Here is a 20,926-nt window from a genome sequence, read left to right as displayed (position 1 = left end):
GCAAGGTTTAGGCATGTTTTTCAAATGGCTCAAACGCTATATGCCTCGTGGCATCTATGCCCGTGCGGCACTGATCATCGTTTTACCGGTGTTTCTGCTGCAGGTGGTAGTCTCCTTTCAGCTCGTGCGCCGACACTTTGAAGGCGTTACCAACCAGATGACCTTCGCCGCCGCGCGCGAAGTACAGCTGATTATCGACCTCGTCGAAGATCCGGCTATGGAGGCCAAAGTTGTGTCTTCCGTGCTCGACGGGCTAGAAATGACACTCACGACGCCCAAAAATCTCGACGTCGAAGACAGCCGTTTGTGGTACGATTTTTCCGGTCTCGTTATTATGCGCGTCTTACGGGAACAGCTACCGGAACTGCAGGCCGTTCAATTGGCTGATGACAAGACTGTGCGTCTGTTTCTTCAAACCAAAGTGCGCCCTATTGGTCTCGAGTTTGAAAGACGGCGGGCCTCGGCCTCCAATTCACACCAGCTGATTGTGAGCATGGTTTTTTTTGGCATTATCCTCACGATTGTCGCCTATCTCTATATGCGCAATCAATTGCGCCCCATCAAACGCCTCGCTGTCGCCGCAGAAGCCTTTGGACGCGGACGCACCGTGCCCTACAGCCCCGGCGGCGCGGTCGAAGTGCGCGCCGCCGGAAGCGCGTTTCTGGACATGCGAAACCGCATTGAGCGCTTTTTTGAACAGCGCACTCTGATGTTGTCGGGTATCAGCCATGATTTGCGCACGCCGCTGACCCGCCTCAAACTCGGCCTGTCGATGATCGATGACGAGGACCGCGCGGATCTTGAGAAAGACGTCGAGGAAATGCAGCGCATGATCGACGCCTTTCTGGATTACGCCCGCAGCGACTACGAGGATCAGCGCACCAAAGTAAACGCCGCCGATTTTGTGCAGGACATTGTTGATGGATGCGCCCGCGCGGGTCAAAACGTTAAACTTCATAAAATCAAAGGCGAAGGCGACATATCCTTCAGCACAGGCACGGTGCGCCGAGCGGTGGAAAACCTGATCGGCAACGCTGTGCGATATGGAAATCAGGCCGAGGTGTCGGTACGCATAACCGACAAATCCGTGCGCATCCGTGTCGAGGACGACGGCCCCGGCATCCCATCTCAAGACCGCGAAGAAGCGATCAAGCCCTTCGCCCGGCTTGAGCCTGCCCGCAACCAAAACAAAGGCCCCGGCGTGGGGCTTGGCCTATCGATTGCGGCTGATGTGGCGCGCGCGCATGGCGGTGTGCTTCGGCTTGGCGAAAGCGAGCGCTTGGGGGGGTTGCGCGCCGATTTGGTTTTTGGCCTTTGAGACCCATTTGTCCTACCTCCTCGGTTAAGAAATCTTAGAGATTGTCGCGCTAGACATCCCCAGCACCAACGGGGACCACGGGATGATCAAGACACGCCAACACCTTTACTTAACCACCGTTCTCTGGACAGCGTTTTGCGTTGCGCTCAGCTACATAATTTGTTTCCCGATTGCCGGAGTGCCTCAAGAACCGAAGCTTCTGATCACTGCACTGCTGTGTCCGGCAGTGCTTGCACCGACGGGCGCATGGGTGTTTGGAACGCTAATGCTCCGATTGCATCACATAACCGAAGAGTTACGGCAGGCATCACAGCGCGATCACCTCACCGGCATTTACAATCGCCAGTTTCTTGTCGGACAACTCGGGTCAATTGGCCGCACACAACCGGCCGTGATGCTGATGGTCGACATCGATCATTTTAAACGCATAAACGACACATACGGACATTTCGCAGGCGACCAGGTGATCACTTACGTGGCCAATTGCCTCGCCGAAAACTGCCGCGACGGAGACGTTGTGTCCCGTTTTGGCGGCGAAGAGTTTGCTGTGGTGATGATCGGTGCGTCGCAGGAACATGGCCTAAACGCAGCAGAACGCATGCGGCAGGCCGTGGCGCAAGCCAATCTCGTTTTTGATGGCCGTCACGTTCCGATCACTATCAGCATCGGCGTCGCGGCCCGACACGGGTCTCAAGATGCAAACGATGTTTTGCAAGCCGCAGACATTGCACTTTATGAGGCCAAGGGAAACGGTCGCGACAGGGTTGAACTGGCTGCTTGATCACACATCCAAACCCCAGTTCGCGACCTTGGTTGTCATTCAAAATCTAGTGATGACAGTGGCCCCGACGGATTGAAATTTGTCCATATTCATCAACGCATCCGGCGCGTCTGCGAGGCTGATCTTGTTGCCGACCAGTCGGGCGGGGTCAAGCTTTCCGCTCGCCACCATATCCAGCATCGCGCCATATCGATGCGCTTGCATGCCATGTGATCCGAGCAACTCGATTTCTTGTCCTACAATCTTGGGCATCGGTACGGCCGGCGCTGCTTGATCGCCAAGCATAAGCCCCACTTGAATGTGTTTCCCTCTTGGGCGCAGGCACAGGATTGAGTTTGTCATCGTCACCGAATGTCCCAATGCATCCAGCGACACATGCGCCCCACCCCTTGTGATCTCACGGATCGCGTCCGGCACGTCGGCCTCTGCACCATTGATCACGGCCACCGCCCCCAACTCTTTGGCCAGTTTCAGTTTGGCCGGATCCAGATCAACACCAATCACATTCGCGCCCACGGCATTCGCGATCATAACCGCTGAAAGCCCAACACCACCGCACCCATGCACCGCCACCCATTGACCAGCCGACACTTTGCCTTGGTCGACCACCGCGCGAAACGACGTGGCAAACCGGCAACCGAGGCTGGCGGCAGTGGCGAAATCCATATCTTCTGGCAGAGCGACAACATTCAAATCAGCCTGATGGATACCAACGTATTCGGCAAATGATCCCCAATGGGTAAAACCGGGCTGCTCTTGGTGCAAACACACTTGCTGATGTCCTGCATGACATTCCGAACAGGTCCCGCACCCACAAATAAAGGGAACGGTCACCCGATCGCCCACCTTCCAATTGCTGACGTCCTTGCCAACGGCTTGCACAACCCCGGCAAGCTCGTGGCCTGGAATGTGCGGCAAATCAATGTCGCTATCGTGTCCCATCCAGCCATGCCAATCGCTGCGACACACCCCGGTTGCCTCAACCTTCAACACAACACCATGCGGCTCGGGCATTGGGTCATTCACGGTCGTAAGCTTGGGAGCTTCTTGGAATTTTTCGAACAGGACGGCTTTCATGCGAGAGACTTTCCATACAAAGGTATTTGAGGGAGAGCTTAAAGTGTTTTAGCCAAAACGCCTTGGTAATCTTGCCGTGGCAAGGCGATTTTTCAACTCGCGCGCCCCAGCTCTTGATCCAAACAAACAGACTGCCAACAAAAGTGGACACCATGGCCGAGATGAAATCCAGACACCTATCCATGCGGGTTCCGCGAAGTTTTATGAACGGCGTGCAACACCAACCAAGTCGTTGATTTGATGGTAGGCCCGGAGGGATTTGAACCCCCAACCAAAGCGTTATGAGCGCTCTGCTCTAACCGTTGAGCTACAGGCCCGCCTGCCTTCAGTGATTAGGCAAGCCACCCAGCAGCGTCAAGGGGTCATTCCTTGCCATTTCTTCTGGGGTAACCCGTAACCTCAAGCGTCAAAACGAACGGTTCCCTTTGTGGCAATGATGCAGTAAGGCAATGCGCCAACGGCACCCGGCAAGGATCACAGATATGAGCGACGGCAAAAACGGCATTACCTACGCAGACGCGGGCGTGGACATCGACGCAGGCAACGCTCTGGTGGAACGCATCAAACCGGCGGCCAAACGCACAAAACGCTCCGGTGTTATGGCTGGTCTGGGCGGCTTTGGCGCGCTCTTTGATCTTAAGGACGCCGGTTACATCGACCCCATTCTGGTTGCTGCCACTGACGGCGTCGGCACCAAGCTGCGCATCGCAATCGACACCGGCAACGTTGACGGTGTTGGCATCGATCTCGTTGCCATGTGCGTAAACGATCTGGTTTGTCAGGGTGCCGAACCTCTGTTTTTCCTCGACTACTTTGCCACCGGAAAACTCGACACCGACACTGCCGCACGCATCATCGAAGGCATTGCCGAAGGCTGTTTTCAATCCGGCTGCGCGTTGATCGGCGGCGAAACCGCTGAAATGCCCGGCATGTACGAAGCTGGCGATTTCGACCTCGCGGGTTTCTCTGTTGGCGCAATGGAGCGCGGTGCCGATCTGCCCGCTGGTGTCAAAGAAGGCGACGTACTGCTGGGTCTCGCGTCTAACGGCGTGCACTCCAACGGCTATAGCCTCGTGCGCAAACTCGTCGAAGTCTCCGGTCTCAAATGGGACGACACCTGCCCTTGGGATGACAGCCAAACCCTTGGCGCGGCGCTGCTGACACCGACACGCCTTTATGTGAAACAGGCCCTTGCTGCGGTGCGCGCTGGCGGCGTGCACGCTTTGGCTCACATCACAGGCGGCGGTCTGACTGAAAACCTGCCCCGCGTCTTGCCAGAAGGCCTTGGCGCGGAAATCGATCTCGACAGCTGGACCTTGCCTCCGGTCTTTCAGTGGCTCGCCAAAACCGGCGGCATGGACCAGGCCGAAATTCTCAAAACCTTCAACTCCGGCATGGGCATGATCCTGTCGGTAGAGGCTGACCAAGCAGACGCGCTAACACAACTTCTGACCGACGAAGGTGAAACCGTCACTCGCCTCGGCACAGTTGTGGCGACCGAAGGTGTCGCCTACACCGGCAGCCTGCTGTGAAAAAACGCGTCGCCATTTTCATTTCCGGCGGGGGCTCCAACATGGTGCGCCTTGTCGAGGACATGGCAGACCCCAACCACCCTGCAGAACCCGTACTGGTGTTGGCCAACTCGGCTGACGCAGGAGGCCTTGCCAAGGCTGAGTCCATGGGCGTTCCCGTGGTCTCGGTCGACCACCGTCCCTTCAAAGGCGACCGCCTCGCATTTGAAGCCGCACTTCAGGCGGAACTGGATCAAGTAAACCCCGACATCCTGTGTCTTGCCGGGTTCATGCGGGTTTTGACAGAAAGATTCGTCGCCCCTTGGGAAGGCAAGATGCTCAACATCCATCCCTCTCTGCTGCCCAAATACAAAGGCCTGCACACACACGCCCGCGCGCTCGAGGCCGGCGATGCTGAGCACGGCTGCACCGTGCACATGGTGACGCCGCTTTTGGACGACGGCCCGATTTTGGGTCAGGCACGCATTCACGTACAACAGGGCGACACTCCCGACACGCTTGCAGCAAGAGTATTGACGCAAGAACACCGCCTTTACCCCGCCTGTCTCCGGCGCTTTGCAGCCGGCGACACCACTCGGGTTGACCTCTAAGCCGGCCGGAATTGCATTCTTTGGCTTTTCTGCGTAGTGCTTGTGAACAACCAGAAAAGACCAGAGCAAGAAGACAGCCGCATATGAAAACCCTGACCACGACGGAAGACCTCGCCCAATTCTGCAAAGAGGCGCGCGAGCACCCTTATGTGACCATCGACACAGAGTTTTTGCGCGAGCGGACCTACTACTCCAAACTCTGTCTGGTGCAGCTCGCCATGCCGGGCGACACCGACGACAACGCGGTTCTGGTCGATCCGTTGGCACAAGGTCTTTCGCTGGAACCCCTCTATGAACTGTTTCGCGACACATCGGTGGTCAAAGTCTTCCACGCCGCACGTCAGGACCTTGAAATCTTCTTTGTAGAGGCAGGCGTCTTTCCGGACCCGTTGTTTGACACGCAAGTTGCCGCAATGGTCTGTGGTTTTGGCGAACAAGTGGGCTACGAAACGCTTGTTCGTCGCATTGCCAAAACCGGCGTCGACAAAAGCTCACGGTTTACCGATTGGTCCCGCCGCCCACTCACCGACGCGCAAAAATCCTATGCGCTGGCGGATGTGACCCACCTTCGCAAGATTTATGAATTTCTTGCCGCTCAACTTGAGAAAACCGACAGAACCCATTGGGTTCAAGAGGAAATTGGCATTCTGACATATCCTGGCACGTATATCATCGAGCCGGAAAACGCGTGGAAACGCGTCAAAACACGCACCACGTCACCCAAGTTCCTCGCCATCGTCCGTGAGCTCGCCAAGTTTCGTGAAGGTTATGCACAAAACCGCAACGTCCCGCGCAATCGCGTCTTCAAGGATGACGCGCTCGTAGAGCTCGCCTCCACCAAACCACGCAACCACGGCGACCTTGGAAAATCACGTCTTCTTCTGCGCGAAGCCCGCAAGGGTGACATCGCAGACGGCATTCTAAAAGCCATTGCTTCAGGTGAGGCCTGCCCGCCGGACGACATGCCCCGTGTGCCACGCAAAGACGACAAACTGCAGGTCAATCCAGCTTTGGCGGACCTCTTGCGCGTCTTGCTGAAAGCCAAAACTGAAACCTCCGGCGTGGCCCCGAAACTGATCGCCACCGCTTCGGATTTGGATGCTCTCGCAGGTGGTCAACGTGATGTGGCTGCGCTTTCGGGCTGGCGCCGCGAAGTCTTTGGCGACGACGCTCTCAGGCTCTGTGACGGTGAAATTGCTCTTGCCGCAAAGGGTGCTCAGGTCAAAATCGTCGCGCTCTGACAGCGCTAACCTGTTGCGCTGTCACCACAATTTTTCTGCTTGGCACGAAATGACCCTATTTCCGGCACCCGTCCGGCAAAAAGTCGTGCAATGCTTATCCAATCAAAGGCGCCAGAAGGCGTCACCGGGCAATAGACCCAAAGCAGATTGGAGCAGTTTTATGCCATACGTGAACACACCCGAGGGCCAAAAGCCCGCGCCGACGGCCAAACCTGAGAACAAATCTCAACCCAAGCCGGAACACCCAAAACAAATATTCACCGATTGGGCGTCGATCTAATTTGATCCCCGCTTGGACGGTTGCGCTCCTCTGGCAGCGGACTAAGCTGCCGACATGAGCACGCCCATCTCGTCCATCCGCAACCTCGGCCCCGCCTACGAGCAGGCCTGCGCCCGCGCCGGTATTTCCACGGCGGAGGAAGTCCGCGACCTTGGCCCGGACGAAACTTATGCGCGCCTTCTTAAGACCGGCACACGCCCGCATTTCATCGGCTATTACGTTTTGGTGATGGGGCTTCAGGGCCGCCCGTGGAACGACTGCAAAGGCAAAGAGAAAGACGCTCTGCGCAAACGCTTTGACGCTATCAAAGCGTCCTCCCACGACAAAGGCCGCTCCGACCTCGAAGCGGCCCTTGATATGATCGGCGTCATCGAAAAACGCTAAGCTCTCCCCAAAAAGAAAAACGCGAGAGGTTGCCCTCCCGCGTCTCAATTCTCACCGTCTGGTATAAGGCTGACTTAGCCCACCAGCTCCAGGCCGGAGAAGAAGTATGCGATCTCAACTGCCGCAGTTTCCGGTGCGTCGGACCCGTGTACGGAGTTTTCGCCAACAGATTCTGCGAACTCGGCGCGGATGGTGCCGGCGGCTGCGTCTGCTGGGTTGGTTGCGCCCATGACTTCGCGGTTTTTCGCGATGGCGCCTTCACCTTCGAGAACCTGAGCGACGATTGGCTCGGACGCCATGAATTCGCACAGTTCGTCATAGAAAGGACGCTCAGCGTGCACAGCGTAGAACACGCCAGCTTGCGCTTTGGTCAGGTGAATACGCTTCTGTGCAACAACGCGCAGGCCAGCGGCTTCGAACTTGGCGTTGATTGCGCCTGTCAAGTTGCGGCGTGTGGCGTCGGGTTTGATGATCGAGAAGGTGCGTTCCAGAGCCATGTCTAGTTCTCCTAATTGCGGTGCGGACACCCTGCCCGCTTCCAGTTCCAAATTGGCGCCCCGATACCATGCGAAATCCAACTTGAAAAGCAGTGATTGACGCCGCGCCCCGCATGGGTCACACCGCGCCCATGCTCAAGATTTCAGACATCTCCTATTCCGTCGAAGGCCGCCCCCTGTTTGAGGACGCCTCGGCGACGATTCCGCCAGGCCACAAAGTTGGTCTGATCGGGCGCAACGGCGCCGGAAAAACCACGCTCTTCCGCCTGATCCGTGGCGAATTGGCACTGGAAGGCGGCACGATCACCCTACCCCAGCGCGCCCGCATTGGCGGCGTCGCGCAGGAAGTGCCGTCCAACGAGGTCTCTCTGATCAACACGGTTCTGGCTGCTGACACCGAACGCGCCAACCTCTTGGCCGAATCTGAAACAGCCACCGATCCGGGCCGCATAGCGGAAATCCAGACGCGTTTGACAGACATCGACGCATGGAGCGCCGAAGCCCGCGCCGGATCGATCCTCAAAGGCCTTGGGTTTGATCACCAGGAACAGCTGATGCCCTGCTCTGCCTTCTCCGGCGGATGGCGCATGCGTGTGGCCCTTGCTGCGGTGTTGTTCTCGCAACCTGATTACCTGCTGCTCGACGAGCCGACCAACTACCTCGACCTCGAGGGCGCTCTGTGGCTGGAAAACTATCTGGTCAAATACCCGCATACGGTCCTGATCATCTCCCACGACCGCGAACTGCTAAACCGCTCTGTTGGCGCGATCTTGCATTTGGATGAACGCAAGCTGACATATTACACCGGCCCCTACGATCAATTCGCCAAACAACGCGCCGAACAGCGCGCGGTACAGGCAGCAGCGGCCAAGAAACAAGCCGCACAGCGTGAACACCTGCAGGCCTTTGTCGACCGCTTCAAGGCCAAGGCTTCCAAAGCCAAACAGGCGCAAAGCCGCGTGAAAATGCTTGAGAAGATGACTCCTATCACCGCACCCGAAGACGCGGCGCGCGTTGTGTTCACCTTCCCCACACCGGAAGAGCTTTCGCCGCCGATCATCTCGATCGAAGGCGGCTCCACTGGGTACGGCGACACTGTGGTGCTAAAGAACCTCGACCTGCGCATCGACCAAGACGACCGCATCGCGCTGTTGGGCAAAAACGGTCAGGGCAAGTCGACCCTAGCCAAGCTGCTCTCCGCCAGACTGGATCCGATGGGTGGGAAGTTTGTTACTTCATCCAAGCTGCGCATCGGCTTTTTTGCGCAGCACCAAGTCGACGAGCTTTATGTCGATGAAACCCCGATCCAACACCTGATGCGCGAACGTCCCGCCGAAGGTCAGGCCCGCCTGCGCGCCCGTCTGGCCGGATTTGGCCTCGGCGCAGCCCAAGCCGAAACCGAAGTTGGTCGTCTTTCGGGCGGTCAAAAAGCTCGTTTGTCGCTCCTGCTCGCCACGCTGGATGCGCCGCATCTCCTGATCCTTGACGAACCAACCAACCACCTCGACATCGAAAGCCGCGAAGCGCTGGTTGAGGCGCTCACCGCCTATACCGGTGCCGTCATTCTGGTGAGCCACGACATGCACCTGCTGACGCTCGTCGCGGATCGTCTGTGGCTGGTCAAAGACGGCACCGTCAAGCCCTACGACGAAGACCTACAAGCCTATCGCAAACTGCTGCTGACATCGGACAAGCCAATCGGCAAATCCAAAGCCAAGGCCAAACCCGCGCCGAAGAAAGCCAGCCGCGACGACATCCTCGCCTTGCGCGCCGAAGTGCGAAAATCCGAACAGCGCGTTGAGAAACTCAACGACATGGCGGACAAGCTGGCCAAAAAGCTTGCCGATCCGGCGCTTTATGAGGACAGCAAGCTTGGCGAGATGGAGGTCTGGCAGAAAAAATACGGCGAAGTCCGTGATGCACAGGACCGTGCCGAAGATCTTTGGATGAAAGCACTGGAAAAGCTTGAACGCGCCGGAGGCTGACTGTTAGCCTGACCTCAGAATCGCGACAGGGATATTTATGGAAAGCACCGCGCTCATTTCGGCGTTTGTCACGCTCTTCGTGATTATCGACCCTATCGGGCTGTTGCCGATCTTCATCTCGCAGACGCAAGGCATCCCCAAAATTGAACGGCGCAAGATCGCCATTCGCGCCTGCGTGATCGCCTCAATCTTGTTATGTATCTTTGCGTTTCTCGGCGAAACCGTGCTGGGGTTCATTGGCATTTCTATGCCCGCCTTCCGCATTGCTGGTGGTTTGCTGCTGTTTATCACCGCATTTGACATGTTGTTTGAGCGCCGCACCAAACGCCGCGAAGGACAGGCCGAAGAGGCCGAAGAAGAGGACTATCAGGACCCCTCGGTCTTTCCACTGGCCCTGCCCCTGATCTCCGGTCCGGGCGCGATCACCACCATCATCCTTTTGACCGGCCAATATAGTGAAATCGAAGACAAGTTGATGATGCTTGGCGTCGCATTCTCTGTGATCTTGCTGCTTCTGATGCTCTTCCTTACCGCAGGTGTCGTGGAACGCTTGCTTGGCCGCACCGGCATCAACGTCGTAACCCGCCTTTTTGGCATGCTGCTTGCCGCGCTGTCTGTGCAGTTTATCCTTGATGGGCTGCGCGACGTGGGCCTGATGGGCTAAGCCTCTCTTTCCGACATGATATCTGACACATATATCGTCCCACAGGAGGACATATGACCGACATCGACATTGGAAACCTAGTCTATCTGGTCTTACTACTTCTGTTGATCGGATACTTCTCCTTGGGCAGAGGCCGCCTGAACCTGAACAAAACGCTTCAACATGCCGCGATCTGGGGGCTCATTTTTCTCGGCGCGATCCTGGCCTTCGGGCTTTGGGAAGACATACGCTCCACCGTGCGCCCCATGCAGACCGTCCTTACAGACGAAGGCCGTATCGAGTTGCCCCGCGGTCCCGACGGCCACTTCCGCGCGACGCTGGACATCAACGGCGCCTCAGTGGATTTCATTGTCGATACCGGCGCCAGCGATCTTGTTCTATCCAAACAGGATGCCGCCCGCGTCGGACTTGATCCCGACAACCTTCCCTACTTCGGCCGCGCCATGACCGCCAATGGCGAGGTCAAAACCGCCCACGTACGCCTCGATGAGGTTTCTTTCGGCGGATTCTCCGACCGCAATGTGCCCGCCAGTGTCAACGGTGGAGAGATGCGTGGCTCGCTCTTGGGAATGACTTATCTGAGCCGCTATTCGCAGATCACAATCGCAGGGAACAAACTGATTTTGACGCGCTAGAGATACTAGCGAACCAGCGCCCGCCCCGTGGGGTCGGTTCGGGCGCTAGCCAAATCTTCGATTTGGCTCGAGTGCTGCTCGTGCTCTCTCAGAACCATTCGAACCTAAATCAGAAATTTTCCAAGGAAACAGATCAAGGAAAGGTCAGTCTGATTGCGATCTGCTTTTCAGACAAAACGGTCGGCACAGCATAACTGCAAAACGCTTTTTTAAGTTGCTCATCGGAAACAATGAATTGGTTGGAAAACTGCCGCAAGGCCTGTTCCACCATTATCTGGGTCATATAGTCCGTAAGCATGTCACATGAGAAGCTGACGTCATACTCATACCCGGAATCCAGCTCCAGAAGTTTTTTTGCTGCGGCGATGGCAACGTCATTAAAAACTCTGCTTCCAAGGAAAAAGGGTTGTTCATCGGGCGCAAATTTAGAAATATGAACCATTCTTAGAAGCCCCAACAGCTCGTCTGGGGTCGCTTCTGAAATTGAAATTCGCATATTGGTTTCCTCAACAAAAAATTGGTCACGACCCTAAAGTGCTTTTTAGTGAGTGCAATAAATGCACCTGCGCGCTCCTCAAATCCCCCCCAGATAATACCCGATTGCCTCTGCCAGTTCGGTTTCCTCATACCGAAAATGCGACCGTACGACGGCCTCCAGCTTCCGGAACGTCTCCGCTGCCGCCGCGAAATTCGTATCACTCGGGTCTGCCGCCAAATCCTCGCCAGCCTTCCCAAGCCGCACGATCAATTCATGAACCACCTCGTGTTCGGCCTTCAGCTTCTCCACAACCTCAAGGAACTTGCCACCACCGGCGGCCGCAATCCGTGGAAACATCTCCGCGCTCTCAATGTCATGATGCATCTTCAGCATCTGGCATTCTCGCCCGCACAACGACCCAAACACCCGAAAGTTCTCCGCCATCTCCAGCGACAATACGATCCGCTGCAAATGTTCCGGCGGCGCATCTCCTGCTGCGATCCGCGCCAGAACCGCGCCGACCTGCCCCATCTCCATCAGATAGTGCCTATGGATCATCGCAAGTTGCCGCCCCTGACGGCGGTGCGCATCCGTCGCTTCCGGCACCGGCGGCGCCTCTGGTCGGGAATCTTCATCAAGATCAAGGTCTTTAAGCGGCGTAGAAGAAAAATCTGTCATGCCGACAGCAAAATCCAAACGGACGTGGAGTCAAGGTGGTGCCCCTACCCCTCTTCCTTTTCTGCCTTCTTCTCCCACGCACCGCTCTCTTCGGACCAATACTGCGCCGCGCACCCCGCGTCCGTCAGCGCCTTCCATTGCGTGCGCGCATAGGCCACCGCATCCTGATCATAGCCGTCAAACAAGATGCACACCCGTTCTGACGCCTGCACTTCCTGCGGGCTCACAACCGCCCCGTCAATTGACATCAGGCACGCCGCCTTATTTGGCGCGTCCACTTCGGTTGTCAAAAGGATCGGCTGCAAATCATCATGCGCCCCCCCTGCAAGACCATGCGCCAGAAAACTGGCGTCCCCCTGTTGCCACAGCTTTTCATCCAGCCAGGCCATACGTTCGGAATTGGTGCCACGCACCACAATGCGCCAGCCAGCCCCGCGCGCCTTCTCCAAAAGGCGCGGCAGGGTCACATCGACTGGCGCTTGTGTCAGGTGGTAAAAATACGCGGCACCCAAGAGACTTAGACCTCGAACTTATCAGCAACCAACCGGCTCAACGCCATCACGCCCCAGCCCGTCGCGCCCTTTGGCGCCATTGGGGTGTCGCCCTTCACGCTGGCAACGCCTGCGATGTCCAAATGGATCCAAGGCATGTCCTCGTCAACAAAGCGGTTCAGAAATTCTGCCGCAGTGATCGAACCTGCTGGCCGGCCTCCGACGTTTTTGACATCCGCAATCCGACTTTTGAGCTGGTCGGCATAGCCTTTGCCCAACGGCAACCGCCACGCGCCTTCGCCTTCGGCCGCCGCCGCTTTCAAGAACCCGTTGCAGAACGCGTCATCGTTGGAAAACACGCCCGCATTCTCATGACCAAGGCCAATGATAACCGCGCCAGTCAACGTCGCCAGATCAACCATGCCCGCAGGTTTGAACCGCTCCTGCGCGTAATGCATCACATCACACAGCACCAAACGGCCTTCGGCATCGGTGTTGATCACCTCAATCGTGTCGCCTTTCATCGAGGTCACAACATCACCCGGACGAGTTGCGCTGCCCGATGGCATGTTTTCGACCAAACCGACCAGCCCAACAACGTTGGCTTTGGCTTTACGCAGCGCCAACGCCTTCATTGCGCCGGCCACGACGCCCGCGCCACCCATGTCCATGGTCATATCTTCCATGCCAGCGGCCGGTTTCAACGAGATCCCGCCGGTGTCAAACACCACGCCTTTGCCAACCAGCGCCAACGGCGCGCTGCTGTCTTCGGCGCCGTTCCAGTGCATCACCACAACTTTGGACGGACTGTCGGAGCCTTCGCCCACGGACAAAAGCGCGCCCATACCAAGCTCCGCCAGCTTGTCCTCTTCAAGAACTTCGACATCCACGCCATAGGACTTCAGCGCCACCAAACGGTCGGCAAACTCGGTTGTGGTCAAAACGTTGGCGGGCTCGTTTACCAAATCGCGGGTGAAAAACACACCTTCTGCCACGGCCAAACGGGGCGCCGCAGCTGTTTCCACTTCGGCAGGTTTGGACACCATCACAGTGACTTCGCGTGCGTCAGCTGCCGCATCCGCTGTTTTGTGCTGATCAAACCCATAGTCGCGCAACGCCAACCCCGCGACAATTTCCGCCGCCTTGGGGTGGTTGCCTAACGCTGCAAGCAAGCCCGACGCGCCACGCTTCTTCGCCATCGCCGCGCCCGCCTTGCGGGCCTCCTCAATCGAGCACTGACGCGGCAAAAACACAATGTCCACGGCTTCTGCGGCCATGCCTGCAGGCCAAGCCAAACTGACCACGTCACCAAGCTTGGCCGTCTCGGCTTTGGCTTCACGCATGCGCTCTACAGCACCTTTGGTCAGCCGGTTCACTCGCCGCGCCTCCTGGCCAAGATTGCCTTCAATCGGCACCAAAATCGCCACCCGCCCTTCGGCTTGACCAATCGCATCCAACACGGTTTCGACAAAAGTGAACTTCAGAACTTCAACCACGACACTCTCCATATAGAAATCGGCTTCCGTCCATGCCTAACGCGACATCATCACCTTGACCAGATATCAGTTTTAAGCGCCTGCCATTTCCATTAATGTCTGCCAAAACACTTGGGAAAAATACTGGGGGGATTCTGAGCGGTGAGCCGATTTGACAGATATATCCTGTCCCAGCTCCTGACTCTGTTTGGCTTTTTTGCACTGGTTCTGGTGTCGGTCTACTGGGTCAATAATGCGGTCGGCTTGTTCGACGCTCTGATCGCCAGTGGTCAGAATGTCTCTGTTTTCCTAAGCCTAACGGTTCTCAGCTTGCCAAACGTCATCCGCTCGGTTCTGCCGGTCGCGGTGTTCATTGCGACGGTCTATGTGACCAATCGGCTCTCCACTGAAAGTGAGCTTACGGTGATGCAGGCAACAGGCTTCAGCCCCTGGCGACTCACCAAGCCCGTTCTGGTCTTTGGCGTGGCCGTGAGTTTCATGATGAGTATCCTCACGCATTTTCTGGAACCCGCCAGCCTGACCGAGCTGTCCAAACGACAACAAGAAATCACCGAAAACGTGGCCGCGCGGTTGCTCACCGAAGGTACTTTTCTGCATCCAACCCCCGGCATGACTTTTTATATCCGCGAAATTTCAGCTGATGGTGTGTTGCGCGACGTGTTCCTGTCGGACAGCCGATCACCGGAACACACCACCACCTACACCGCCGCCGAAGCCTACCTGGTCAACGACGCCTCAGGCGCCAAGCTGGTGATGGTCAATGGTCTTGCCCAGCAACACACCACGTCCAGTGATCGGCTTCTAACCACCGACTTCGCTGATTTCTCATATGATATTAGCGCCCTAACAGAAAAATCTGACACGCGGCAAAAAGACATCAATTACCTCAGTACCTTTGAATTGCTTGCCAACGCCGACGCGGTGATGCAGCGAACCGGTCGCTCGTTGGGTCAGGTGACATACGAAGCGCATGCAAGGTTTGCACAGGCCTCGGTCTGCATTGTCTTTGCCGTGATTTCATTTGCGGTTTTGCTGATGGGCGGATTTTCCCGGTTTGGTATGTGGCGCCAAATTCTGATCGCCTTTACCATCCTGATACTTTTAGAAGCGGTAAAGGCGGCAGTGGTTGATCCCGTGCGAAAAGACGCGTCACTCTGGCCCCTGATCTATCTGCCTACTTTATTGGGCGCCGTACTCTCTGTGGGTATTTTACGCATGATTTCTGGCCCGTTCCGCAACAAAGCGGTGCCAGCATGACCGTCCACTTTTATTTTGCACGAAAATTCTTGTGGATCCTGATGGGCATAACAGCCCTGCTCTTCATGATCATGGCGCTGGTCGACCTCATGGAGCAGTTGCGCAGGTTTGATGTTGAGAAGGTCGGTTTTGACACAGTGTTACAACTGACGCTTCTGCGGACACCGGAAGGCATATATGAGCTGCTGCCACTTATCGTGATCCTTGCCACGGTGGCGCTGTTCATCAACCTGTCTCGCACGTCCGAACTGGTTGTGGTTCGCGCCTCAGGGCGATCGGCAATCACTTCTGTCATCTCTCCGATGATTGTTGCTCTGCTTTTGGGGCTTTTGGCGATTGGCTCGCTTAATCCAATCGTGGCGGCAACATCCGCATTGTATGGAATTAAGACCGAAAAGCTCCTTGCGAGCAGCCGCAGCGCGCTGTCTCTTGAAGGCGAGGGTATCTGGTTGCGCCAAGGCAACGCCGATGGCCAAGCTGTGATCCATGCCGCCCGTACCAACCCGGACGCCACCTATTTTCAAAACGTCTCTATCGTTGTCTACTCGCCCGACAGTGGTCCGGTGCGCCGCATTGAAGCTCTATCCGCCAAGCTGATTGACGGTGCTTGGGAACTGACGGCGGCCAAGGAATGGCCGCTCGAACCCGGCCTAAACGCCGAAGCCAATGCTACCACCCATGACCTTTTGATCGTGGAAAGCAGTTTAACACCCGATCGTATCCGCGACCGGTTCGGCAATCCGTCGGCTATCTCAATCTGGGACCTGCCGCAATTTATCAATGAACTGCAAATCGCCGGGTTCTCGGCACGCCGGCACCTTGTCTGGCTGCACATGGAATTGGCTCAACCCCTGTTTCTCGTTGCTATGGTGATGATCGCTTCAGCTTTTACAATGCGCCACACGCGGTTCGGCAACACCGGAACCGCGGTTCTCGTGACAATCCTCATTGGTTTCAGCCTGTATTTCGTGCGCAACTTCGCACAAATTCTTGGGGAAAATGGCCAAATCCCAGTTCTGCTCGCCGCCTGGGCACCACCTGTCGCCAGCATTTTGTTGGCCTCGGGCATACTTTTGCATATGGAAGACGGATGAAGACTGCTGCCCGCTGCTACGATTCCTCTCGCCGACGGCTCCGCCTGCTGGCGTTTGTTGTGATGGCGACAAGCCTAGCGGTCCCTGCAGCGGCGCAACTGCTTCCAAAGCCGAAAATTGAAGAACCAAAAAACATCGTTCTGGTTGCCGACAGCGTCTTCGTGACCGCAGACAAACAGCTAATCGCACGCGGCAATGTCGAAGCTCTGGGCGATGATGTGCGCATGCTTGCCACCGAGATCATTTATGACTCCGACAAAGATCGTGTTTTGGTCAAAGGTCCGATCCGCATTTATCAGGGCGAAGACGTCGTGATCCTCGCCAGAGACGCCGAACTCGACAAAGATCTGCGCAACGGGCTTTTGCGCAGCGCCCGCATGGTTCTCAGCGAACGCACACAGTTGGCTGCGACCCAAATCAACCGGGTCGATGACCGTTACAATGTACTGACAAAAACAACGGTATCATCGTGTCGGGTCTGTGAAACAGGCAAGCCCCCGCTATGGCAAATCCGGGCACGGCGGGTTGTTCATGACGAAGAAGAACGCCAAGTCTATTTTGACCACGCCAGCCTGCGCGTTCGGGACGTACCGGTGTTTTACTTTCCACATTTGCGGATGCCCGATCCGACTCTGGACCGCGCACGGGGCTTTCTTATTCCCACCGCCCACTCCACATCGCTGTTGGGCTATGGGTTGAAAATGCCCTACTTCATTCCGATCGGGCGCTCCAAAGACCTTACTCTAACTCCTTACATCTCCAGCAAATCCACCACGCTGGAATTCCGTTATCGACAGGCATTCAAGACCGGCCGGATCAGCTTGGAAGGCGCGGTCAGCGACGACGAGGTCAAACCCAACGCGACGCGAAGCTATCTCTTCGCAGAAGGGCTGTTCGACTTGCCGAACGACTATACGTTCAGCTTCGATCTCAAAGCGACATCAGACGACAGCTACCTTAACGACTACGATTATTCCGACGATGATCGCCTAAACAGTAACATCACTGTGCGCCGGTCAAAACGCGATGAGAACACCCGCTTTGCCTTGCTACACTTTCAGTCACTGCGCGAAGGCGAAGACAACCAGTTCCTGCCAACGCTCGTAACTGTCGCAGAAACCGAGCGGCGCTATTTTCCGACGTCCATCGGCGGCGAATTCAGGACCACGGCACAGTTTCACGGCCATTTTCGCGAGGCACAGACCGATGTGACTGGACGTGACGTGCTGCGTGCCAACGCTGACATGCTGTGGCGGCGCAACTGGACGCTGGACAACGGGTTGCGCACCGCCGTGTCCGGGGAACTCGCCTTTGACGCCTTCAGAACCTACAACGACTCGACACATGCCAGCTACGACTATGCGCTGACGCCGACCCTTGCCGCAGACTTCCGTTATCCGATGAGCAAAGTCGGGGCCGACGGCGCTACCTATCTGCTTGAACCTGTTGCCCAGCTCGCATGGACCGGCGGCGACACGCTTGATGTGGCCAATGACGAAAGCACACGCACCGAATTTGACGAAGGCAATTTGCTGTCGCTGTCGCGGTTTTCCTCCTACGACCGTCGTGAACGCGGGTTCCGCACAGCTGTGGGTCTTAACTGGTCCCGCATCGCCCAAGAAGACTGGCGCGCCAATTTCACAATAGGTCAGATTTACCGCAACACCTCCGACCCGGATTTCACCGACACCTCTGGCCTGTCCGGCTCAACCTCGGATTTCTTGCTGGCGGGCCACTTTCAAAACCCCGACGGATTGTCTGTCGCCGGACGCACTCTTCTTGGAACTGACGGGCGTCTTTCCAAAGCCGCTGCCCGCCTTGGCTGGACCAACCAGCGCCTGTGGCTTGACGCAAGTTTTGTGTGGCTGGACGCAGACGCCGCCGAAAACCGCAGTGAGGTTCTGTCAGAGTGGGTACTTGACAGCAGCTACCGCCTAAGCCGTCACTGGACCGGCCTGCTTGACTGGCGCTTTGATGCGGGCGCCGGGCGCACCGCAGAGGCCGGACTCGGACTGGAATACCGCAATGAGTGCCTGAAACTTGAACTTTCTCTCTCGCGCAAGTTTTCAACATCCTCTACCGTTCAATCGGACACGAAAATCGGCCTGTCCGTTGCCCTGCTCGGGTTTTCGGTGAACGCCCAAGACAAAAGCTACGACCGCACCTGCGGATGATCAAACAGGAAAGACCCAACGATATGACATCGTGCCTTATCAAACGCTTCGCACTTTCCGCCACCGTGACGGCATACACTGCTCTCGGACTGGTCGCGCCAGCTCTGGCTCAAGGCGCGTTTTCCCCGGCGATCACCGTCAATGACGGCGTCATCACCGCGTATGAAATCGATCAACGCGCGCGCCTTCTGGTCGTGATGAACACCGCGGGCGACACCATCGAAACCGCCCGGGAACAACTGATTGATGACCGACTAAAACTTCAGGCCGCAGGGATTTTTGGCATTCAGGCCACTGACGAAGGCATTCAGGCCGGACTTGCCGAATTTGCGCAGCGGGTGAACATGGAACCTGATGCCATGCTCAAGGCACTGGCTGGCGAGGGCATCGACGAAGAAACCATGCGCGATTTCATTATCTCGGGCATCACTTGGCGCGGCTACGTACAATCACGTTTTGGTGGCAGCGTTCAAATTTCCGAAGAAGAAATCGACCGCGCTGTGGCGTCTAGCACCGGCGCCGGCGGCATTCGCGTATTGCTCAGCGAAATCGTCATTCCGCTGACCCCGCAAAATCAGGCGCAGGTCATGTCGCTCGCCGACCAACTGTCCGACATCCGCTCGTTTGACGACTTCGAAAACGCGGCCCGCGCCTATTCCGGTGCGCCCACAAAGGACAACGGCGGCCGCATCGAATGGATGTCGGTCACAAAACTACCGCCGCAGCTGCGCCCGCTAATCGCGGCCTTGTCGCCAGGCGAAGTCACCGCCCCCGTGCAGTTGCCAAACGCCGTGGCACTATTTCAGATGCGGCGCGTCGAGGAATCCGCCCGCCCTGCGCCGCGCTATTCCGAGATCGACTACGCCATGTACTACTTGCCCGGCGGGCGCACGCCGGAAAATCTGGCCAAGGCCACCGATATTGCCAACCGCGTTGACCGCTGCGACGACCTTTACGGCATCAATAAAGATCAACCGGCCGAACTTCTGGACCGCCAATCTCAGGCTATGGGCGAGGTTCCCCGTGACATCGCACTTGAGCTTGCCAAGATGGACGATCACGAAATCTCCACCGCTTTGACCACCGCCAACGGGCAGTCGCTTATTATGCTGATGCTGTGCGGCCGCACCGCCGACCTTGGCGAAGAACTTTCACGCGAAGATGTGGCCAATGCCCTGCGCACCCAGCGTCTGGAGAACTATGCCGAAAGCTTCCTCAGCCAGCTGCGCGCAGAGGCCCGCATCGTCGAGAAATGACCTCGCCCGCGCCTATCGCCGTCAGCTGCGGAGAGCCCGCGGGCATTGGTTTGGACATCATCGAAAAAGCTTGGGACGCCCTTAAAGCGGACATGAGCTTTTTCCTGATTGGCGATCCTGCTCACCTGCCGGGCGCCGTGCCTTGCAAGGTAATCGCATCGCCGACTGAGGCCGCTGGCGTCATGCCCTCCGCGCTACCCGTTCTAGCACAGGACTTCGCCGCGCCACGCATGCCTGGTGTGCCTGACGCGACCCATGCCAAGCACATCATCACCGCAATCCGCCGTGGCACGGACCTTGCTATGTCCGGCGCGGCGAGCGCGATCTGCACGTTGCCGATCCACAAGAAAGCGCTCAAGGACGGGGCCGACTTCCCCTATCCCGGCCACACCGAGTTCCTCGCGCATCTAGGCGGAATTGATAACGCGGTGATGATGCTGGCCTCAGATCAGTTGCGTGTCGTGCCGACAACTATCCACATTCCGCTGGCCGACGTTCCAGACGCGCTCACCCCGGACCTTTTGCGCGACACCATTCGCATCACCGCCAAAGGTCTGCGCACCCAATTTGGCATTGCAAATCCCCGCCTTGCGGTCGCTGGTCTGAACCCTCACGCGGGCGAAGGCGGTGCCATGGGCCTTGAGGACGCCCGCATCATTGCGCCAGTCATCGAAGAATTGCAGGCCCAAGGCTATGACCTCGCCGGTCCCCTTCCCGCCGACACCATGTTTCACGCGGCGGCGCGCGCGCGCTATGACGCTGCCATCTGCGCCTACCACGATCAGGCGCTGATCCCGATCAAGACCTTGGACTTTGACCGCGGCGTGAACGTCACGCTTGGTCTGCCCTTCATTCGCACCTCGCCCGATCACGGCACTGCGTTTGACATCGCAGGCCAAGGCATCGCCAACCCCACAAGCACAATCGAAGCCCTGCGCTTGGCCTGGAGGATGGCCAGCACCGCTTGACGCTTCCTCTTGCCCGAAATATCCCCGCCGGAGGCACAGAAACGCGGCGC

Annotated in this window: 20 protein-coding genes and 1 tRNA gene; 14 read left to right on the top strand and 7 right to left on the bottom strand. The window is 57.2% G+C overall.

What is annotated here, in order from left to right; all coding sequences use genetic code 11:
• Positions 1 to 13 precede the first annotated feature (13 nt).
• Together PG871_RS13550 and PG871_RS13545 are read left to right on the top strand one after the other, a co-directional pair.
• Positions 14 to 1,318 carry an ATP-binding protein gene (locus PG871_RS13550; protein ID WP_270730131.1) on the top strand — a complete coding sequence of 435 codons (1,305 nt, stop codon included), beginning with the start codon at positions 14 to 16 and terminating at the stop codon, positions 1,316 to 1,318.
• Positions 1,319 to 1,400: 82 nt separating this feature from the next.
• A complete protein-coding gene (locus PG871_RS13545; RefSeq protein ID WP_270730129.1) occupies positions 1,401 to 2,099 on the top strand; it encodes a GGDEF domain-containing protein in 699 nt (232 codons plus the stop codon).
• A gap of 39 nt (positions 2,100 to 2,138) precedes the next feature.
• On the opposite strand, the gene PG871_RS13540 is transcribed toward PG871_RS13545, so the two are convergent.
• The gene (locus PG871_RS13540) at positions 2,139 to 3,176 is read right to left on the bottom strand and encodes a zinc-dependent alcohol dehydrogenase family protein (RefSeq protein WP_270730127.1); all 1,038 of its coding nucleotides are present in this window, start codon (positions 3,174 to 3,176) and stop codon (positions 2,139 to 2,141) included.
• Between the two features lie 241 nt (positions 3,177 to 3,417).
• Positions 3,418 to 3,493, bottom strand: a tRNA-Ile gene (locus tag PG871_RS13535).
• Positions 3,494 to 3,658: 165 nt separating this feature from the next.
• Here PG871_RS13535 and purM point away from each other — a divergent pair.
• The 4 genes from purM (at position 3,659) to PG871_RS13515 (ending at position 7,203) form a co-directional block, all read left to right on the top strand.
• Positions 3,659 to 4,708, top strand: coding sequence for a phosphoribosylformylglycinamidine cyclo-ligase (purM, locus tag PG871_RS13530; protein WP_270730126.1), 1,050 nt, complete (start codon positions 3,659 to 3,661; stop codon positions 4,706 to 4,708).
• A complete protein-coding gene (purN, locus tag PG871_RS13525; RefSeq protein ID WP_270730125.1) occupies positions 4,705 to 5,298 on the top strand; it encodes a phosphoribosylglycinamide formyltransferase in 594 nt (197 codons plus the stop codon). The genes purM and purN overlap by 4 nt, the downstream gene beginning before the upstream one ends.
• An 83-nt stretch (positions 5,299 to 5,381) precedes the next feature.
• Positions 5,382 to 6,539 (top strand): ribonuclease D, encoded by a 1,158-nt coding sequence (gene rnd / locus PG871_RS13520; RefSeq protein WP_270730121.1) that lies wholly within the window; start codon positions 5,382 to 5,384, stop codon positions 6,537 to 6,539.
• A 334-nt stretch (positions 6,540 to 6,873) separates the two neighbouring features.
• Positions 6,874 to 7,203, top strand: a complete 330-nt coding sequence (locus PG871_RS13515; RefSeq protein ID WP_270730120.1) for a TfoX/Sxy family DNA transformation protein — start codon at positions 6,874 to 6,876, stop codon at positions 7,201 to 7,203.
• A gap of 74 nt (positions 7,204 to 7,277) precedes the next feature.
• On the opposite strand, the gene ndk is transcribed toward PG871_RS13515, so the two are convergent.
• On the bottom strand, positions 7,278 to 7,700 hold the full coding sequence (ndk, locus tag PG871_RS13510; RefSeq protein ID WP_270730118.1) for a nucleoside-diphosphate kinase: 423 nt from the start codon (positions 7,698 to 7,700) through the stop codon (positions 7,278 to 7,280).
• Between the two features lie 131 nt (positions 7,701 to 7,831).
• On the opposite strand from ndk, the gene PG871_RS13505 reads away from it, so the two are divergent.
• Genes PG871_RS13505 through PG871_RS13495 form a run of 3 tightly spaced genes read left to right on the top strand, consistent with a single transcriptional unit; the run spans position 7,832 to position 10,984 of the window.
• A complete protein-coding gene (locus PG871_RS13505; RefSeq protein WP_270730117.1) occupies positions 7,832 to 9,685 on the top strand; it encodes an ABC-F family ATP-binding cassette domain-containing protein in 1,854 nt (617 codons plus the stop codon).
• A gap of 37 nt (positions 9,686 to 9,722) precedes the next feature.
• A complete protein-coding gene (locus PG871_RS13500; protein ID WP_270730115.1) occupies positions 9,723 to 10,349 on the top strand; it encodes a MarC family protein in 627 nt (208 codons plus the stop codon).
• Between the two features lie 53 nt (positions 10,350 to 10,402).
• Positions 10,403 to 10,984 (top strand): retropepsin-like aspartic protease family protein, encoded by a 582-nt coding sequence (locus PG871_RS13495; RefSeq protein WP_270730113.1) that lies wholly within the window; start codon positions 10,403 to 10,405, stop codon positions 10,982 to 10,984.
• Positions 10,985 to 11,117: 133 nt separating this feature from the next.
• Here PG871_RS13495 and PG871_RS13490 read toward each other — a convergent pair whose 3' ends face one another.
• The 4 genes from PG871_RS13490 to PG871_RS13475 all read right to left on the bottom strand — a co-directional run bounded on the left by PG871_RS13490 (position 11,118) and on the right by PG871_RS13475 (position 14,127).
• A complete protein-coding gene (locus PG871_RS13490) occupies positions 11,118 to 11,480 on the bottom strand; it encodes a hypothetical protein (protein ID WP_270730111.1) in 363 nt (120 codons plus the stop codon).
• A gap of 78 nt (positions 11,481 to 11,558) precedes the next feature.
• Complete coding sequence (locus tag PG871_RS13485) at positions 11,559 to 12,140, bottom strand: hemerythrin domain-containing protein (protein WP_270730109.1); 582 nt, start codon at positions 12,138 to 12,140, stop codon at positions 11,559 to 11,561.
• A gap of 44 nt (positions 12,141 to 12,184) precedes the next feature.
• Positions 12,185 to 12,652 carry a DNA polymerase III subunit chi gene (locus PG871_RS13480; RefSeq protein ID WP_270730106.1) on the bottom strand — a complete coding sequence of 156 codons (468 nt, stop codon included), beginning with the start codon at positions 12,650 to 12,652 and terminating at the stop codon, positions 12,185 to 12,187.
• Positions 12,653 to 12,657: 5 nt separating this feature from the next.
• On the bottom strand, positions 12,658 to 14,127 hold the full coding sequence (locus PG871_RS13475) for a leucyl aminopeptidase (RefSeq protein ID WP_270730103.1): 1,470 nt from the start codon (positions 14,125 to 14,127) through the stop codon (positions 12,658 to 12,660).
• 141 nt (positions 14,128 to 14,268) lie between these two features.
• Between PG871_RS13475 and lptF the strand changes: the two genes are divergently transcribed.
• Genes lptF through pdxA form a run of 5 tightly spaced genes read left to right on the top strand, consistent with a single transcriptional unit; the run spans position 14,269 to position 20,876 of the window.
• Positions 14,269 to 15,384: an LPS export ABC transporter permease LptF gene (gene lptF, locus PG871_RS13470; RefSeq protein ID WP_270730101.1), complete on the top strand. Its 1,116-nt coding sequence runs from the start codon at positions 14,269 to 14,271 to the stop codon at positions 15,382 to 15,384.
• Positions 15,381 to 16,478 (top strand): LPS export ABC transporter permease LptG, encoded by a 1,098-nt coding sequence (lptG, locus tag PG871_RS13465; RefSeq protein ID WP_270730098.1) that lies wholly within the window; start codon positions 15,381 to 15,383, stop codon positions 16,476 to 16,478. The genes lptF and lptG overlap by 4 nt, the downstream gene beginning before the upstream one ends.
• Entirely contained in the window at positions 16,475 to 18,652 is a 2,178-nt protein-coding gene (locus tag PG871_RS13460; RefSeq protein WP_270730096.1) for an LPS-assembly protein LptD, read from the top strand. Before lptG ends, PG871_RS13460 begins: the two co-directional genes overlap by 4 nt.
• Positions 18,653 to 18,675: 23 nt before the next feature.
• The gene (locus PG871_RS13455; protein ID WP_270730094.1) at positions 18,676 to 19,908 is read left to right on the top strand and encodes a peptidylprolyl isomerase; all 1,233 of its coding nucleotides are present in this window, start codon (positions 18,676 to 18,678) and stop codon (positions 19,906 to 19,908) included.
• Positions 19,905 to 20,876, top strand: a complete 972-nt coding sequence (gene pdxA / locus PG871_RS13450) for a 4-hydroxythreonine-4-phosphate dehydrogenase PdxA (protein WP_270730092.1) — start codon at positions 19,905 to 19,907, stop codon at positions 20,874 to 20,876. Before PG871_RS13455 ends, pdxA begins: the two co-directional genes overlap by 4 nt.
• Positions 20,877 to 20,926: the final 50 nt, after the last annotated feature.

Source organism: Shimia sp. Alg240-R146 (genome assembly GCF_947331465.1).
GTDB lineage: Bacteria > Pseudomonadota > Alphaproteobacteria > Rhodobacterales > Rhodobacteraceae > Shimia.
The sequence above is the reverse complement of the archived record's forward strand: the minus strand, read 5'-3'. Positions and strand labels throughout refer to the sequence as shown.